Below are 12,229 nucleotides of genomic sequence, written 5' to 3'. Positions count from 1 at the left end.
GGTCACCACGGAAAGCCCGCTAACGCGGGCTTTTTGCTGTAAGAGGTTTTGCGGGTCGTGCGGCAAACCATGGAGATTCAGATTTTTTTGATAAAAATATCAATTAAATCAACACTTTATGAATTTCTGTGGCATAATGCGCCCCGCAACGAAGGTAAAGGGTGATTAGCTCAGCTGGGAGAGCGTCTGCCTTACAAGCAGAATGTCGGCGGTTCGATCCCGTCATCACCCACCACTTACTTTCAACGCTACGCGCAGCGGTAGTTCAGTCGGTTAGAATACCGGCCTGTCACGCCGGGGGTCGCGGGTTCGAGTCCCGTCCGCTGCGCCATATTCGGTAACCTGGAACACTGAACGCCAGGTCACCACGAAAAGCCCGCTCAACGCGGGCTTTTTACTGTCTGGGGTTTACCCAGTGCTTGAATGAAAAAAAGCGGCCCTTGGGGCCGCTTTTTTCGTTTATGCGCCTACTGCTCGGCGTTGCGACTATGGCGGTAGTCGCTGACGGCCTCGTACACCGACTTGCGCAGGCGGTTGATGCCGCCGATGGGACGATGGGCTTCCACGCCGAACCAAGGGTTGAACGATTGGTTGTCGCAGGCGAGGTTCTGCGCCGGAGTGTCGAAATCCTGGGCGGGAATCGTCACTCGCGCCACGGTTTCGAAGGGCGCGTCCGCTTCCTTCCATTCGATACTGGTGTCTTCGATCGGCATGAAACGGTTCGGATCCTGACGCTGGATCTGCAGGACGAAGCATGCAGGGACACGGTCCGTGGACAGTTGCTGGACCAGGGCGCTGCGCAGGAAGTTGGGCAGGTCCTGGTTCTGTGCCGGCAAATTGTAGGTCGGGCAGCTACCTGGGGCCGGCATCACCCGGAACTTGGCGTTGGCCTTGCCGAACTTGTAGGGCGAGACCGAGAAGTAGGTGGTCTGGGTCGGGCTGGCCGGTGCTGGCGCCAGGGTCGCCAGGGCGATGAACAAATGGCGGACTTGCCAGGTGCGCGGGTCCCAGGCAGGGAAGAAGGCGCCGACTTTCTTGCCGTCGGCCTGGGCCGCGATGTTCTGCTGGTACTCGGCCACGTCGCTGACGAAGAAGTTCGGATGGTTGAACATCACGAAATCCTGTTCCTGGCGCGCTGCCTCCGAAGCCATCAACTGCCGTCCGGGAACCTCATGCAGCTTGAGCGCCATGCCTCGCGCATCGCGAATGCTGTCGAATTGCGGGTAGGCATTGCCATTGGACAGGCGCACCGTGGCCTGCCAGGTTTGCCCCGGGTTGGCGAAGACCCCCTGGCGTAGTTCCGGGGCCAGGTTCTTGAGCACCTGGACTTCGGCCCTCACGCAGCCATGGGCCTTGGCATGGGCGTCGCGCAGGTAGCGAGTACCCTCGCGATGCTGGTCGACGATACGCACGGCGGTCTGGATGATGTCCTGGGTGCGCGCCGCCTCGTCTGCGGGAATCTGTTCCTGTGCGGCGACCGGGCCGCGGTGCTGCCAGGCGAACCAGATACTGGCCAGGGCCCAGCCCGAGAGGCCGAGCACCAACGACAGCAACAGCAGCTTGCCCAGTAGCGCGCCCAGGCGCAGCCAGAGCCGGCCCGGCAGGGAAGGGCGTTTGCTTGCAAGATCGAGTTTCATGGCAGTTGCGACTCCAGCGGTCCGCCCAGCACTTTCAGGTATTCCAGCAGCGCCCAGCGCTCCTCAGGCTGCAATAGCGGGCCTATGACCCCATTGCCCCGCTGGCCAGCGCGGAATTCGTGGCCACTGTTGTGGTTGCCGCTGATTCGGGTATCGAATTCGAAGCCGTTCTTGAACGCTTCCGGGCGATAGCCCAGGTGCTTGGGGTCGTACTCGAAGGTCCCGCGGTAGAAGGTCGTTGCGCGTTCCGACTGGGGTGACAGGAGTTGATAGAGATTGGGCACCGAACCGTTGTGCAGGTAGGGCGGTGTCGCCCAGACCCCGGCCAGCGGACGGGCCTTGTAGGCACGCAGTTCGCGTACACCGATCGGCAGGCCGTAGCCATCCAGCCTTGGGCGTTCCTCGGGCGTGACCTGGGCATCGCGATAGGCGCGCTCTTCGACGAAAGCAGTGATGTACGCCAGGCCCTTGGCGGCCGACATCTGCCGCAGGTCCAGGGGCTCGGTGGGGGCCGGATGCAGCTCGACGTTTGATTTGGCCAGCTCGGCGGTGTCCCATTGCAGGGCGCTCAGGTCATAACGCAGGTCGGCGATGTTGCTGGCCGAGTTGGGGTCGGTGCCGATCACCGAGACCGGCAGCATCTTCAACTGTTGCACCGGCCGGCCGTCGTTCTCGCTGACTGCGGGCACATGGCAGCCGGCGCAGTGGCTGGCGAACAGGGTACGACCCTTGGCGGCCAGGGGTTTGTCGATATTGCCCAGCAAGGCTTCCGGCCACACTGGTGGCTTGAGGCGTTGCAGGGTTTCCTCGATCTGGTTGAGATCGCGCACGCGCACGCTGGAGGGGTAGCGCGCCTCACCGGTCAATGGCTGGCCGTTGGCATCGAACAGATTCAGGGTCGCGCCCACGCCCAGGGCTTCGCCGATGTTACGGGCCATGGGTTGCTGCGCCGAACCGTTCCATTGCACCCAGTCGAAGGTCCAGATATCCCAGAGTTGTGGATAGTCCACCGGAGCGTTGGCGATCCGGTAGTTGGTCGGGGAGATTGCATCACCGAAGCTGGCGTTGGCGATACGACCGAACGCGTCCGTGCGGCCAGGGCCTTCCTCGGTGGGGTAGAGGCCGCGATGGGTGTCGTTCCAGGCCGTACGCAGGAAGGTGTCCAGCGATACCTTGAAGTCCTTGCGCAACTGTTCGTGCCGCTGCTCGTAGTCCGGCCCCAGCACCTTGCGGGCGAAGCGTTCGAATTTCCACGGGTTGTAGTAGGTCAGCGCCAGGCTGGCCACCAGGGCCTGGCCGAAGCTGCCGCCGCGCAGGGTCGGCACGCTCGATGGCAGCACATGCTGGGCCGGGCCGCCGTCGATCCGCAGGGCCTGGTGATTGAAGCGTAGCTCGCCGGTGTGGCAGGCCGAACAGGTAATGTCCAGGTATTGTTCCTGGCTGCCCGGGTTCTGGTGGCGGGCGAACCCTACTGGCAGGTTGCCGGGGTTTTGTGCCGTGGCTTTTTGCCCAGGCTCCACCAGGAAGCCGAAGCGTGCCAGGTATTCGGGAGTGGCGAAGGATTGCTCGGAAAAGGGCAGTTCCAGGGCGACGAACCAGTCATAGCGCAGGCCCTTGACCTGGGTGCCCTGGGGCGTGAAGTAATACGCCTGGCGATCCTTTGCATCCCATTGGTCCAGGTAGTGCACTTTTTCGGCAGGTACATAGTCGGGAAGCTTCGGATTGGCGGTGTAGTAGGCGACCACGGCCAGGGCGATGCCGATCAGCACGGCAATCAACAGCAATACACGGTAGATGAGGCGCAAGATGTACTTCCTTGTCGAATTTCGCTTCCTTATGCCTGAGCGCATCTGACGCGGCAAGTAGCCATTACTTGCGCTATGGTTATTCGCGCTCTTTCACACGCCTCGCGATGTATCCGGACGGGGCATATCCCAGACCACGAAATGCGTTTGAAGACGTGAACTTATCAGCGGTTTACTGCTCTTATGCCGGTAGCCATTGGTCGTGGCCGCCTGATAAGCTCGCGGCTTTATTCGATTGCCCTTTAGGCGCATGAACAAGGAAATAGCATGAAACAGCATCGGTTGGCGGCGGCGGTGGCCCTGGTTAGCCTGGTACTCGCCGGTTGTGACTCGCAGACCAGCGTAGAGCTGAAAACCCCAGCTCAGAAAGCTTCCTACGGCATCGGCCTGAACATGGGCAAGAGCTTGGCCCAGGAAGGCATGGATGACCTGGATTCCAAAGCCGTGGCCCAGGGCATCGAAGATGCCGTCGGCAAGAAAGAACAGAAGCTCAAAGACGAAGAACTGATCGAGGCTTTTGCCGCACTGCAAAAGCGTGCTGAAGAGCGCATGGCCAAGATGAGTGAAGAGTCGGCCGCCGCCGGCAAGAAATTCCTCGAAGAGAACGGCAAGAAGACTGGTGTGACCACCACTGCTTCCGGCCTGCAGTACGAAGTCCTGAAGAAGGCCGATGGTCCGCAGCCCAAGCCGACTGACGTGGTGACCGTGCATTACACCGGCACCCTGACCAACGGCACCGTGTTCGACAGCTCGGTTGAGCGTGGCAGCCCGATCGATCTGCCGGTCAGCGGCGTGATTCCGGGTTGGGTCGAAGGCCTGCAACTGATGCACGTCGGCGAAAAGTACAAGCTGTACATCCCTAGCGACCTGGCCTATGGCGCGCAGAGCCCGAGCCCGGCGATCCCGGCCAATTCGGTGCTGGTGTTCGAGCTGGAACTGCTGGGTATCAAGGATCCGGCCAAGCAAGACAAGCCGGACGCAGCCAAGTAACCTGCTGCAATGTCTTCAACAACGCCCCGTTCTTACGGGGCGTTGTCGTTTCTAAAGGCTGGTAATGGTAAAAAATCCGAACTGGCGGCATTGTCGACAGTCAGAACAGAGGAGCGCCAGCAGCTAGTCGCTGGAGCCTGCCAAGTCAATGAAATTATGGGTTTTTTTATGTGAGTAAAAAACGCCCGATCTGAGCTAAGCCCTTGTAAAACGGGGCTTTCAGCGCTGAAAAGGAGCTCTGTTCACAAGGTTATCCACAATTTGTGTGGATAACATTTCAGTGGGAGTGAAGATGAAAGCACCCTGGAATTTTGCCCGCTTCCTGCCCCTGGCCGCTCGGCTCCTGAGTCGTGGCCGCTTGCCGACGCTGTTGTTCGCCGTGGCGAGCAAGGGCGTTTTCCAGGGCGAGCGCCTGGGCAAGGTCAAGGAAGACCTGCGTCTGTTGCAGGCGTTGTGCCTGGCCTACTGGCGGGGCGAGTACCGAGCGATCAGTCCCAAGGCGCTGCTGTCGGTGGTCGCCGGCTTGATGTACTTCCTCAGCCCGCTGGATGCGATTCCCGATTTCCTCCCGGTGTTCGGCATGCTCGATGACATCGCCGTGCTGGCTTGGCTGATGAAGACCCTGGGTGATGAGCTGGATGCCTTTCGCGCCTGGCGCAATGGCCAGGCCCCGGAAAAGCTGGCGGTAGTGGAGCGGCTGCCGGACACCCCCGAACAATTGCGTCTGGAGAGGGCGGGGAGAACCTCCGGTAAGGGCCCCGTTACCTGACGACAATCATGCTCTGCGCGACCGCCATCGCTGTTAGGATTACACTCCTAAGGAAAATTCCGACTCGTTAAGTGTCGTAGTCCTACGGGGTGGTGATGGATATCCAGATTATTGAACGCGATGGCGAACCCGAATATGCGGTTCTGCCGTGGGCTCAGTATCAAGCGTTGTTGAAAGCCGCAGGTCTCACCGAACACGCACCGCAAGCCGCTGCAATTTCTCAGGCGGCGACACCGGCCCAGAGTCTTCCGGGCCTGGATCAATTACGCAATCTACGCGAAGGGAAGGGCATCGCCATCGAGGCGCTGGCCCGCAAAGTAGGCATCAGCCCGTCTTACCTGGCCTTGATTGAAAGTGGCGAGCGTCAACCTGACGCTGCTATTCGCCGCAGCCTGGCCTGGGAACTGACGGTGCCGGGGTGGAGGGAGCAATCGTGAGTGTAAGGATCAGTCGTCAGCACTGGGATGGGCTGTTGGGTGAGCTGGATCAAGCCCGACGACAACGCCATCTCTTAACCTACCGTGCATTGCTGGAGCGCTTGCAGTTACCCAGCCCGGCAATGCAGACCCTGACGGCCGCGCTGGAGCACCTGGCCGCCCTGGATGCACGAGCCGAGCAGCCGCTGCGCAGTTCCCTGGTCATCAGCCAGGGTGCCAGCCGCCTGCCGCGTACCGGATTCTTCGAGTGCGTGGAGCGCCTCGGGCGTTTTTCCGGGCCTTCCGATGGTGTTGCCGCAGCGTCCTGGCATGCCTCGGAAGTGGTGCGAGTGTTCGAGTACGAATATCCCGAATCAGCGGAGGCTTGAATGTTCTGGCGATTCAAGGCGCGGGCCGGCTATTGGCTGGCGCGCCGGTTGTTTCACTGGCCCTGGTTCATCCGCCAGCCCCGTAGCTGGCGCTGGATGGAGGGGCAATATGCGCGCATGGCCAACCTGGGCAATGTGGGTGCGCAGAGCTTCTATGGCCATATCCTGCTTTTCCGTGGCCAGGGGCTCGGGGCACGGGAGGAGGGGATCCGCCTGTTGCGCCTGGCTGCGTTGGCCGGCGATGCCAAGGCTGCCTACCAGCTTGGGGTGATCAGCCTGGCCGGCTCGGCCAGCACGGTACCCGATGCTGTCGAAGCGGCTCGCTGGTGGAAGCTTTCGGCCCAGGCCGGACATCCCCTGGCCAGCCTCAAGCTGGAGCAGCTAGGTCCGCAGCACTGAGGTTTTCGTTGCGCTGGCGGGCCAGGGCTTCCAGGCTGTCGATCACGTGCACGCTGTAGCCTTGGACGTTCTTGGCATGGTGCTTGGCCTGGGAGGCCAGCTCCGCCAGTTGGCTGGAGTCCAGTTGCCCACAGGCCTGTGGATACAGGTGCACCACGCCGATGGACAGTGACAGCAAGGGGAATTCCTGGCGAATTCCCTGGCGGTTGGGCGCCACGAAACAACCGGCTTCCAGGTGTTCGCTGCGATAGAAGCGCCGGCACTGGCTATGAAAGTCGTCCAGCAACTGGTTCAGCCGCTTGCGCCAGTCTTCCGGTCCCAGCACCAGCAGGAAATCATCCCCGCCGATATGCCCGACGAAGTCGCGGCTCGGGTCTACCCGGTCATTCAGGCATTGTGCCAGGCACAGCAGCACCTCATCGCCGCGGCCGTAGCCGTAGATATCGTTGAAGGGCTTGAAACTGTCGATATCCACATAGCAGATCACCGATTCGCGCCCCTGCTGGAGCAAGCGGGTCAGGCACTGCTGGATGGGGACGTTGCCCGGCAGCAGCGTCAGGGGGTTGGCGTAGCGAGCCTGCTGGATCTTCAGTTCAGTGATCAGCTTGAGCACATCGATCACCCGCCCCAGCCCCAGGTAATGGCCATTGAGGGTGATGATGAAATCTTCCTCGATGCGTTGCCTGGCGCGGCTGGTGATCAGTCGGCTGACCTGTTGCAGCGACTGGGTCAGCTCGACGGCCAGGAAGTCGTCGTTCATCAGCCGGCTGATGGGCTTGCGGGCGAACAGGTCGGTAGCGAATGGCTTGAGCAGGGCATCGGAAAGCGAATGTCGGTGGACGATTCCGCAGGGTTGGCCCTGCTCGTCAAGAACCGCCAGGGAATTGAGATTGGCCTGGCGGCGAAAGGCCTCCAGCACATTGGCCGTGGGCGTGTTGCGTGCCACCGCCGGCTGGTCGTTGAGCAAGGCGCTGAGGTCGCTGCCTTCGTCATTCAAGGCCACGCTGGTGTTGTCGTGCTTGGGCATCATCGCCCAGGCATCCTGGGACGGTTGTTCCTGGGGTCGGCACAGCAGATAACCCTGGACCAGGTCGACGCCCATCTCGGTGAGCACCGCCAGTTCCTCGGCCAGCTCGATGCCTTCGGCGATCACCTTGGCCCGGGAGGCCTTGGCGATCTGCAGGATCGATCCGACGAACTCACGCTTGAGCGCATCCTGGTGGATGCCGTCGATGAAATGGCGATCGATCTTCACGTAGTCCGGTCGCAGCTCCGACCACAAGCGCAGGCTGGAATATCCGGCCCCCAGGTCATCCAGGGCGATGGAGAAACCCATGTCGCGATAGTGGTGCAAGGCATTCTGCAGCAGTTGGAAGTCGTCGATGGGAGTCTGTTCGGTAAGTTCGATCACCACCTGGCTGGGTGGGATGCCGAAGTCTTGCAGCAATTGCAGGGTGCGCCCGGGTTGGTGGGCGGCTTCCAGCAGGGACTCGGGAGAAACGTTGAGGAACAGCTTGCCAGGCAGCAACTGCTCGCTGAAACGCCGGCAGGCGCTATGGCGGCAGGCGATCTCCAGTTCGCTCAGGCGGCCGGCCTGGCGGGCGACGGCGAACAGGGCGACTGGGGAATGCAGCGGGCTGTTGGAGGGGCCGCGGCTCAAGGCTTCATAGCCGAGGATGCGGCGTTCCGAGAGGGAAATGATTGGTTGGAACAGGCTGTGCAAACCGCTTTGAGCCAGGATTGAACTCAATGCACTGAGCTGTTCGGTCGTGGTCATGGCGATCTCTGTCGATAAAAAAAGGACCGGGTGCGCATGGCCCCCAGTCCTTTATTTCACGACAGAATGATGACTATTTGATGACGCTCCGAGGAGCGCTCGAATTAAATTGCCATCATCCTCAGTGCTTGGCCACCGAAGTGTTGAGCTTCAGGTAATCCAGCAGGATGCGCCCGGTTTCGCTCAGGTAGGCGTCGTCTTCAGGCTTGGTCTTGTCCGGCTCGGCAGCGGCCAGCGCGTCCTCATCCTCTTTCTTCAGCTCCTTGAGCGGCTCTTCGCCCTTGGCCTTGCGACGGATGTTTTCCAGGGCCAGTTGCTTGGCTTCGATATCGGCATGCTGCGCACGGCGATCGGCTTCGTTGAGGCTCACGGTTTTTTCCGCCATCAGCTTCTGCGCCAGCGCCAGCTTGTCGCGGATGAACACGAATTCCGGATCTTTCGCCGAGCGGCTTTCGTGTTCGGCCTTGAGCTGGGCCAGGAACGGCTTGAACGGATCCATCGCCGGCTTGATGGCCGGGCGGATGGTGTCCCAAGGCATGGCTTCGGGTAGCGCGCTTTCACCGATCTCCTTGGTATCGATGATCGATGGGTAGCCGATATCCGGCAGCACGCCCTGGTGCTGGGTGCTCTGCCCGGAAACCCGGTAGAACTTGGCCAGGGTCAGCTTCAGCTCGCCATGGTTGAGCGGCTGGATGGTCTGGACCGTACCTTTGCCGAAGGTCTGGCCGCCGATGATCAACGCGCGATGGTAGTCCTGCATGGCGCCGGCGAAGATCTCCGAGGCCGAGGCCGAAAGGCGGTTGACCAGCAGGGCCATCGGGCCCTTGTAGAAGGCACCGGGGTTCTCGTCTTCCAGCACATCCACCCGGCCATCGGCGTTACGCACCAGCACGGTAGGGCCCTTGTCGATGAACAGGCTGGTCAGCTCGGTGGCTTCCTGCAGGGAACCGCCGCCGTTGTTGCGCAAGTCGATGACCACGCCGTCGACCTTCTCTTTCTGCAGTTCGGTCAGCAGCTTCTTCACGTCACGGGTGGTGCTCTTGTAGTCCGGGTCACCCGCGCGGAACGCCTTGAAGTCCAGGTAGAAGGCCGGGATCTCGATCACCCCGAGCTTGTAGTCCTTGCCGTCCTGCTTGAGGTTGAGGACCGACTTCTTCACCGCCTGGTCTTCGAGCTTCACCGCTTCCCGGGTGATAGGCACGATCTTGCTGGTCTGGTCGTTCGGCGCATTGCTGGCCGGGATCACTTCCAGGCGCACCAGGGTGCCCTTGGGACCGCGGATCAGCTTGACCACTTCGTCCAGGCGCCAGCCCACCACGTCGACCATTTCCTTGTCGCCCTGGGCGACACCGATGATCTTGTCCGCCGGGGCGACCTGCTTGGTCTTGTCCGCCGGGCCTGCCGGTACCAGGCGCACGACCTTGACCTGGTCGTTGTCGCTTTGCAGTACCGCGCCGATGCCTTCCAGCGACAGGCTCATGTTGATGTCGAAGTTCTCCGCGTTATCCGGCGACAGATAGTTGGTATGCGGGTCGTAGGACATGGCGAAGGTGTTGATGTAGGCCTGGAAGATATCCTCGGCCCGGGTCTGGTCCAGGCGCGCCAACTGGTTCTTGTAGCGCTTGGTCAGGGTTTCCTGGATCTGCTTGGGTTCCTTGCCGGCGATCTTCATCCGCAGCACTTCGTCCTTCACGCGCTTTCGCCACAGGTCGTCGAGTTCGGCGGTGGTCTTGAGCCATGGAGCTTCCTTGCGATCGATCAGCAAGGTTTCCTTGGTGGTGAAGTCGATCTTGTCGACACCCTTGGCCAGTTCCGCCAGGGCGAAGTCGAGGCGGGATTTGACCCGGTCCAGATAGCGCTTGTAGATGGTGAAGCCTGCGTTCAGGTCACCGCTCTTGAGGAAGTCGTCGAACTGGGTTTTCCACCTGTCGAACTCTGCGATGTCACTGGCCAGGAAGTAGCTGCGCGATGGGTCCAGCAGCTTCAGGTAGCTGTCGTAGATGATGACCGAGCGTGCGTCGTCCAAAGGTGGCTTGCTGTAGTGATGACGCTTGAGCAGTTCAACAACATTGAGGCTGGCAATTACCTCATCGCGATCAGGCTGTAGCTTGTCCCAGCTATTGGCTGCGAGCGTAGTGGTCGACATCGGCAGTAGGCCGAAACCAATGAAAAGAGCGAGGGCGGTGCTGGGGAACAGATGCTTCATGCTGATTCGACGCGGGGGCAATTGATAACGCATATTAGGCCGTCTTAGAAGTCGCCGGTTCCATCAGGGCCGGTCGCATAATGCAAAAAGCCCGGTGCTATAACCTCCGGGCTCAGTCCAGACTCACTATGGAGGCACTGTGAAAGCATTGCAAGGCGTTGAAGGTCATGTGGAGTGGGTTGAAGAGCCAAGCCCGACTTGCGATGCGGGCCAGGTTCGTATTCGCGTGGCCGCCGCCGGCCTGAATCGGGCCGACCTGCTGCAGCGCGCGGGGCTCTATCCACCGCCGGCCGGGGCCAGCCAGGTGCTGGGGTTGGAATGCTCCGGGGTGATCAGTGAAGTCGGCCCGGGTTCGTCCTGGAAAATCGGTGATCGGGTCTGTGCGCTGTTGGCCGGTGGCGGCATGGCCGAGGAAGTGGTGGTCGATGCACGCCATGTGCTGCCGGTGCCCGAGGGGTTGTCGCTGGTCGAGGCCGCGGCGTTGCCGGAAGTCTATGCCACGGCCTGGCTGAACCTGTTCCAGCTGGCGGCGCTCAAGCCCGGAGAAAAGGTGCTGCTGCACGCCGGGGCCAGTGGGGTCGGCTCGGCGGCGATCCAGCTGTGCAAGGCCTTCGGCAGTCCGTGCTGGGTCAGTGTCGGCTCCGCCGAGCGCCTGGCCTACTGCGAAAAACTGGGTGCCCAGGGGGGCGTGATACGCACCGATGGCCTGGATGCACTGCGGGATTTCGCCCCCTTCGATGTGGTCCTGGACCCGGTGGGAGCTGGCTACGCGGCCGATAATCTCAAGCTGCTGGCCCTCGATGGGCGTTGGGTGCTGATCGGCCTGATGGGCGGGCGCGAGGCGCAACTGGACCTGGCCAAGGTGCTGGCCAAGCGGATCCAGCTGCTGGGTTCGACCCTGCGCAGCCGCAGCGATCAGTTCAAGGCCGACTTGCTGAGCGATCTGGGCCAGAACGTCTGGCCGCTGTTCGGCGATGGGCGCCTGAGCCCCCAGTTGGCGAGGACGTTCCCGATCGAGGATGCCGAAGCCGCATTCGCCGAACTGGCCACCAACCAGGTATCGGGCAAGCTGGTCCTGGTGATCGACTCCGCATTGGCATGACCATCTGCGGGAGCTGGCCCACGGCCGTTTCCCGCAGGCATGCGGTCATTTCCAGTGGTGGATCGGCCAGCCGGCTTGCTGCGCATGCTCGCGCAGTACCGGATCCGGGTTGACCACCTGGGGATGATCCACTCGCAGCAGCAACGGCAGGTCGTTGCGCGAGTCGGAATAGAAGGTCGCGCCCTTAAGGCTTTCCTGTTCGGTTTCCAGCCATTGCAGCAACCGGGTGATCTTGCCCTCGCGGTAGGTCAGGGTGCCCAGGGTATTGCCGGTATAGACGCCGTTGAGCACTTCCAGCTCGATCCCCAGTACTTCATCGATGCCCAGGCGCTGGGCGATCGGCTGCACCAGGTGGGTGCCCGAGGCCGAGATCACCAGGATCCGGTCGCCGGCCTGGCGATGGGCGGCCAGGGTCTTGCAGGCATCGCTGAAGATGATCGGCTCGATCACGTCCTCGACCCAGGGCTCCACCAGGTGGGCCACATCCTCCGGGCTGCGCCCGGCCATGGGCTCGAGGCTGAACGCCATGAATTCCTCCATGGCCAGCTTGCCATGGCTGTAGGCGTCCATCAGCTCGTTGTTGCGGCGCATGAACGACTCGCTGTCGACCCAACCCAGGCGCCCCATCTGCTCGCTCCAGAGGGTGGCGCAGTCGCCGTGGATCAAGGTTTCGTCCAGATCAAAAATTGCCAGTGCCATTAGTGCAGTTCTCTCCGAGAACAGCTTCAAGCTATAAGCT

11 protein-coding genes and 2 tRNA genes are annotated in these 12,229 nt (G+C 61.6%); 8 read left to right on the top strand and 5 right to left on the bottom strand.

Annotation, left to right across the window (positions count from 1 at the left end; translation table 11 throughout):
- Positions 1–159 precede the first annotated feature (159 nt).
- Positions 160–235, top strand: a tRNA-Val gene (locus CAG11_RS14320).
- Positions 236–254: 19 nt separating this feature from the next.
- Positions 255–331: transfer RNA gene (locus tag CAG11_RS14315), tRNA-Asp, on the top strand.
- Positions 332–467: 136 nt separating this feature from the next.
- On the opposite strand, the gene CAG11_RS14310 is transcribed toward CAG11_RS14315, so the two are convergent.
- Positions 468–1,637 carry a catalase family protein gene (locus CAG11_RS14310; protein ID WP_085596833.1) on the bottom strand — a complete coding sequence of 390 codons (1,170 nt, stop codon included), beginning with the start codon at positions 1,635–1,637 and terminating at the stop codon, positions 468–470.
- On the bottom strand, positions 1,634–3,442 hold the full coding sequence (locus tag CAG11_RS14305) for a di-heme-cytochrome C peroxidase (protein ID WP_177409118.1): 1,809 nt from the start codon (positions 3,440–3,442) through the stop codon (positions 1,634–1,636). Before CAG11_RS14305 ends, CAG11_RS14310 begins: the two co-directional genes overlap by 4 nt.
- A gap of 267 nt (positions 3,443–3,709) precedes the next feature.
- Between CAG11_RS14305 and CAG11_RS14300 the strand changes: the two genes are divergently transcribed.
- From CAG11_RS14300 to CAG11_RS14280, 5 genes are all read left to right on the top strand, one after another.
- A complete protein-coding gene (locus CAG11_RS14300; RefSeq protein WP_085596831.1) occupies positions 3,710–4,432 on the top strand; it encodes an FKBP-type peptidyl-prolyl cis-trans isomerase in 723 nt (240 codons plus the stop codon).
- Positions 4,433–4,724: 292 nt separating this feature from the next.
- Positions 4,725–5,201: a YkvA family protein gene (locus tag CAG11_RS14295; protein ID WP_085596830.1), complete on the top strand. Its 477-nt coding sequence runs from the start codon at positions 4,725–4,727 to the stop codon at positions 5,199–5,201.
- Positions 5,202–5,296: 95 nt separating this feature from the next.
- Positions 5,297–5,638, top strand: a complete 342-nt coding sequence (locus tag CAG11_RS14290) for a helix-turn-helix transcriptional regulator (RefSeq protein ID WP_085596888.1) — start codon at positions 5,297–5,299, stop codon at positions 5,636–5,638.
- Complete coding sequence (locus CAG11_RS14285) at positions 5,635–6,006, top strand: hypothetical protein (protein WP_003179080.1); 372 nt, start codon at positions 5,635–5,637, stop codon at positions 6,004–6,006. The genes CAG11_RS14290 and CAG11_RS14285 overlap by 4 nt, the downstream gene beginning before the upstream one ends.
- Positions 6,007–6,405: a hypothetical protein gene (locus CAG11_RS14280; RefSeq protein ID WP_085596829.1), complete on the top strand. Its 399-nt coding sequence runs from the start codon at positions 6,007–6,009 to the stop codon at positions 6,403–6,405.
- Here CAG11_RS14280 and CAG11_RS14275 read toward each other — a convergent pair.
- Positions 6,374–8,182 carry a bifunctional diguanylate cyclase/phosphodiesterase gene (locus tag CAG11_RS14275; RefSeq protein ID WP_022640191.1) on the bottom strand — a complete coding sequence of 603 codons (1,809 nt, stop codon included), beginning with the start codon at positions 8,180–8,182 and terminating at the stop codon, positions 6,374–6,376. The genes CAG11_RS14280 and CAG11_RS14275 overlap by 32 nt on opposite strands.
- A 121-nt stretch (positions 8,183–8,303) precedes the next feature.
- Positions 8,304–10,388 carry a carboxy terminal-processing peptidase gene (locus tag CAG11_RS14270; RefSeq protein WP_164485038.1) on the bottom strand — a complete coding sequence of 695 codons (2,085 nt, stop codon included), beginning with the start codon at positions 10,386–10,388 and terminating at the stop codon, positions 8,304–8,306.
- 139 nt (positions 10,389–10,527) lie between these two features.
- On the opposite strand from CAG11_RS14270, the gene CAG11_RS14265 reads away from it, so the two are divergent.
- Entirely contained in the window at positions 10,528–11,490 is a 963-nt protein-coding gene (locus tag CAG11_RS14265) for a zinc-binding dehydrogenase (protein WP_031320289.1), read from the top strand.
- A 45-nt stretch (positions 11,491–11,535) separates the two neighbouring features.
- Here the strand turns inward: CAG11_RS14265 and CAG11_RS14260 are convergent, their stop codons facing one another.
- Positions 11,536–12,189 (bottom strand): HAD family phosphatase, encoded by a 654-nt coding sequence (locus CAG11_RS14260; protein WP_022640188.1) that lies wholly within the window; start codon positions 12,187–12,189, stop codon positions 11,536–11,538.
- Between the last annotated feature and the right edge of the window lie 40 nt (positions 12,190–12,229).

The sequence above is a fragment of the Pseudomonas sp. B6(2017) genome (genome assembly GCF_002112765.1).
GTDB classification, from domain to species: Bacteria; Pseudomonadota; Gammaproteobacteria; order Pseudomonadales; family Pseudomonadaceae; genus Aquipseudomonas; species Aquipseudomonas piscis.
This window is presented reverse-complemented; position numbering and strand designations above follow the sequence as displayed.

What these genes read in the sequence shown, in the direction of transcription:
- CAG11_RS14270 (WP_164485038.1), bottom strand. Translation starts at nt 10,388, where the DNA reads ATGAAGCATCTGTTCCCCAGCACCGCCCTCGCTCTTTTCATTGGTTTC.
- CAG11_RS14260 (WP_022640188.1), bottom strand. Translation starts at nt 12,189, where the DNA reads ATGGCACTGGCAATTTTTGATCTGGACGAAACCTTGATCCACGGCGAC.
- CAG11_RS14300 (WP_085596831.1), top strand. Translation starts at nt 3,710, where the DNA reads ATGAAACAGCATCGGTTGGCGGCGGCGGTGGCCCTGGTTAGCCTGGTA.
- CAG11_RS14290 (WP_085596888.1), top strand. Translation starts at nt 5,297, where the DNA reads ATGGATATCCAGATTATTGAACGCGATGGCGAACCCGAATATGCGGTT.
- CAG11_RS14275 (WP_022640191.1), bottom strand. Translation starts at nt 8,182, where the DNA reads ATGACCACGACCGAACAGCTCAGTGCATTGAGTTCAATCCTGGCTCAA.
- CAG11_RS14280 (WP_085596829.1), top strand. Translation starts at nt 6,007, where the DNA reads ATGTTCTGGCGATTCAAGGCGCGGGCCGGCTATTGGCTGGCGCGCCGG.
- CAG11_RS14310 (WP_085596833.1), bottom strand. Translation starts at nt 1,637, where the DNA reads ATGAAACTCGATCTTGCAAGCAAACGCCCTTCCCTGCCGGGCCGGCTC.
- CAG11_RS14295 (WP_085596830.1), top strand. Translation starts at nt 4,725, where the DNA reads ATGAAAGCACCCTGGAATTTTGCCCGCTTCCTGCCCCTGGCCGCTCGG.